We start from the raw sequence: 3,914 nt of genomic DNA on the forward strand, positions 1-3,914 counted from the left end.
GATGCCCCCGACCTTCGCGATCTTCACCTCCGGCCAGATCGAGGCGTCCTACCAGCGCTTCATCGAACGCCGCCTCCGCGAGGACTTCGGCTTCGTCGGCAGCCCGATCCACGTCCAGATCCGAGCCCGCCAAAAGAACAAAAAACGCTGACCGGACCCTTGCCGAAGTTGCTCTCCGGATGGGGTATGGTTTACCCCGGTTCGGTCTTCGGAGCGAGCTGGCGGGCTGTGGCCTAGCTTGGTTAGGGCGCGTGTCTGGGGGACACGAGATCCCGAGTTCAAATCTCGGCAGCCCGACCGCCTGAGGGGCACCGATTTCTGTCGGTGCCCCTCATTACGTTTGGCCTCATGGGTGCAACCGGAGATCGACGACGCTGGAACGACGACGAGCTGCGGCAGGCGGTGCAGGACAGCGTGTCCTGGCGTGCGGTTGCCCGCGCGCTGGGCTTGAAGGACACATCTGCGGCGACGATCCGGCGGCATGCAGCGCGGCTGGAGTTGGATACGTCACACTTCACCGGGCAGCGGCGCTGGTCCGATCAACAGCTGCGCGAAGCCGTGGCGGGGTCGAGCTGCTGGGCGGACGTCATCACGGCGCTCGGCATCGTCGACAACGGAGCAGAGCGAGTCCGGATCAAGGGCCATGCCGTCAGACTGGGCCTGGGCTGCAGCCATCTGAGGTCGCCGCACACCAAGTCGGCCCCGGACGAGGTGTTCGACGAGCCGGTCCAGCCGGAGATGCTCCGCTATTCGGCGGCGGCACTGGCGATGGCCTGGTTCACCCTGCGCGGATGCACCGTTGCGTTGCCGATCGAACCCCAGGCCTACGACCTGCTCGTCACGACGCCCAAAGGTATTCAGCGTGTGCAGGTGAAGTCGTGCGCTGCTCGTACCGCCAAAGGCTACTGGAATGTCGGTATCGGCCGTCGGCCGTACGTGCTGGACAAGTCCGCGAGCAAGATGCCGTACGACCCCGACTCGATCGACCTGTTCTTCATCGTCCTTGGCGACGGCAGCATCTATGTGATCCCGAGCTCCGTGTTGGCCGGCCGGGTAGGGATCTCGGCGGAGAGCTACCTGCCGTACCGCGTGGGGGATGCGTCGAGCATGCTGGGTGGGGCACCGGCAGTTGCTGATGCCCCGGGGCGTGCCTCAGCGTACGCCGGCGAGTTCGTCGGTTCGCGGTTTCTCAGGGAGGTGAAGGGATTCGCCTTCGATATCTACTCGGGGGGTGAGGCGGTCTAGCCAGCGGGGGAACCACCAGGCGCGGTCGCCGAGCAGGCTGAGGATGGCGGGGACCAGGGTCATCCGGACCACGAAGGCGTCGATCAGGACGCCGATCGTGAGGCCGAAGCCGATCGCCTTGATGATCGGGTCGTGGACCAGGATGAAGCCGGCGAAGACCGAGGCCATGATCAGCGCGGCGGCGGTGACGACCCGGGCGCCGTGGCCGAGGCCCTGGACGGTGGCGTCGTTCGCGTGCCGGCCGTGCACGAACTCCTCGCGGACCCGGGAAACGATGAAGACCTCGTAGTCCATCGCCAGCCCGAACAGGATGCCCATCATGATGATCGGCAGGAAGCTCACCAGCGGACCGGGGGAGTCGACCCCGACCAGCTTCGCCAGGTGCCCCTCCTGGAAGACCGCGACCGTGATCCCGAACGTCGCCCCGATCGTCAGTACGAACCCGAGCGTCGCCTTCAACGGCACCAGCACCGACCGGAACGCCAGCAGGAGCAGCAGGAACGACAACCCGATCACGACGAACAGGTACGTCGGCAACGCGTCGGACAGCTTGTTCGACACGTCGACCCCGACCGCGGTGTTGCCGGTCACGGAGATCTCGGCGCCACCCGTGGCGAGCGGTTTGATCGCCGAGCGCAGGTTCTTCACCAGATCAGCGGTCTCCGCGCTGGCCGGTCCGCTCTTCGGGATCACCTGCAGCAACCGCGTCGTGTGATCCGTACTGGCCGCCGCGGGCTGCGCCGCCACCACGTCCGGCAGCCCTTGAGCCTTGCCGAGCACCTGCTGTACGACGGCCTCGGACGTCGCCGGATCGTTGCTCTTCACAACGACCACGAGCGGCCCGTTGGCGCCGGGCCCGAACGCCGCCGCGGTGAGGTCGTACGCGACCCGCTGGTTGGTCCCGGCCGCCGCCGACGCACCGTCCGGCAACGCGAGCTGCATGTTCTTCGCCGGGATCGCCAGCAGCCCGAGCCCGATGATGCCGACAGCAACAATCGGCACCCGCAACCGGGTGACCAACCGTCCCCAGCGGAAACCGAACCCCTCCACCGGTGCCACAGCGGCCGGCGCCTTGCGCAACTTCCGAGGCAGCACCCGGTTCCCCACGAAGCCGAGCAGCGCGGGCAGCAGGGTCAGCGCGACCAGTACGGCGGTCAGCACCGTCGCCGCCGCGGCCAGCCCCATCGCGGTCAGGAACGGTACGCCGACCACCGACAGCCCGGCCAGCGCGATCACCACGGTAGCCCCGGCGAACAGCACTGCCGACCCGGCCGTCGCCGTCGCCCGTGCGACCGATTCCTCCGGATCCATACCCTCGCCGAGCTGCGACCGGTGCCGCGAGCTGATGAACAGCGAGTAGTCGATGCCGACCGCGAGGCCGAGCATCAACGCGAGGATCGGCGCCGTCGACGAGACGTCGGTGAACGCAGTCACGATGAACAACCCGGCCATGCCGGCGAGCACGCCGAGCAGCGCCGTCACGAGCGTCATCCCGGCGGCGACCAGCGACCCGAACGTGATCACCAGGACGACGGCCGCGACCGCGACACCGATCACCTCGGTCGCGCCGATCTCGGGGATGCCGGCCTTGATCTGACCACCCGGCACCACCTGCAGGTCGCCCGAGCTCAGCGCGCTGAGTCCGTCGTACCCGTTGCTGCTGTCCTTCGACAGCTGGTCGGCGGGCTTGTCGAACTGGACGCTGATCAGGCCTGTCGTACCGTCGGGGCTGATCGCCTTGCTGGTGAACGGGTCGATCGCGGCGATCACCTCGGGGACCTGCGAGGCCTTGGCGACCGTCGTACCGACCGCGGCCTTGACCGCCGGGTCGGCGAGTGTCTTGCCCGCGGGCGCCTTGACGACGATCGTCGCGGACGCACCGCTGGCGGCCGGCAGTTCGTGCTTGAGGGCGTCGAGCGCGCGCTGCGATTCGGTGCCGGGGATCGAGAACGTGTTCGCGGTCTTGCCGCCGAGGGTCAGCGCGCCGATGCCCAGCACGACGAGGAACAGCGCCCACAGCGCGGCGACCAGGCGGCGGCGCTGGTACGAGAACCGGCCGAGCCGGTAGAGCAGATTGGCCATCGGGAAGTGCGTCCGTTCGGGTCGGTACGGCGTACGGGCAGAGGTGAGCGACCGCCGGCCACGGCGCCGGTGGGCGGGAACAGCTGTGGGTTCAGTCGCGCCGGAGCAGCCGGCGCAGGGCGGTGTCGCAGAGTCTTCGCAGTTCGTCGTCGGTGCGCTCGCCGGGATACCGGCACTCGCCGAGCAGACCGTTCACGGCGAACTTGGCGAGGTCGTGGTCGAGCGGGTCGTCGGAGCCGGCCAGGAACTCGGTGAGCCGGATCCCGTCCGCGACCAGCGGACCGATCTCGGGCATCTGTTCGATGACCGGGAGGATGTCCTGCAGCACGTCGACGACGCCGCGGTGCTCGACGGCGAGGTCGATGAAGCGCTCGATCGCCAGGTCCTGCGCGGCGGCGCGGGGGAGCCCGGCCGCGGCCTTCACGAGGCCGGCCAGGTCGGCGGCGGCGGGTTCGAGGACGGCGGCGAGCACGGCCGGCTTGCCGCTGAAGTGGTACAGCACCGTCGCCTTCGAGCAGCCGGCCGCGGTGGCGATGTCCTGCAGCGACGTCGCGTTGTAGCCGGCCGCCTGGAACAGGTCCATCGCC

General features: G+C 68.7%; 3 protein-coding genes, 1 tRNA gene and 1 pseudogene. 3 read left to right on the forward strand and 2 right to left on the reverse strand.

The genetic code is table 11. The annotated features are described in order from the left end of the window. The 3 genes and pseudogenes from engA to VFF46_RS31735 all read left to right on the forward strand — a co-directional run. Nucleotides 1–151, forward strand: a pseudogene (engA, locus tag VFF46_RS31725) (ribosome-associated GTPase EngA); the annotation flags it as partial. 71 nt (nt 152–222) lie between these two features. Continuing rightward, nucleotides 223–297 (forward strand) — tRNA-Pro (locus VFF46_RS31730). Between the two features lie 51 nt (nt 298–348). Next, entirely contained in the window at nt 349–1,245 is an 897-nt protein-coding gene (locus tag VFF46_RS31735) for a group I intron-associated PD-(D/E)XK endonuclease (RefSeq protein WP_325040921.1), read from the forward strand. Here VFF46_RS31735 and VFF46_RS31740 read toward each other — a convergent pair. Together VFF46_RS31740 and VFF46_RS31745 are read right to left on the reverse strand one after the other, a co-directional pair. Beyond that, entirely contained in the window at nt 1,153–3,327 is a 2,175-nt protein-coding gene (locus VFF46_RS31740; RefSeq protein ID WP_325040922.1) for an MMPL family transporter, read from the reverse strand. The genes VFF46_RS31735 and VFF46_RS31740 overlap by 93 nt on opposite strands. Before the next feature lie 91 nt (nt 3,328–3,418). Continuing rightward, nucleotides 3,419–3,914, reverse strand: a 496-nt coding sequence (locus tag VFF46_RS31745) for a helix-turn-helix domain-containing protein (protein WP_325040923.1), incomplete at its 5' end; no start/stop codon positions are given.

The organism is Kribbella sp., assembly GCF_035655035.1.
Taxonomy (GTDB): domain Bacteria; phylum Actinomycetota; class Actinomycetes; order Propionibacteriales; family Kribbellaceae; genus Kribbella.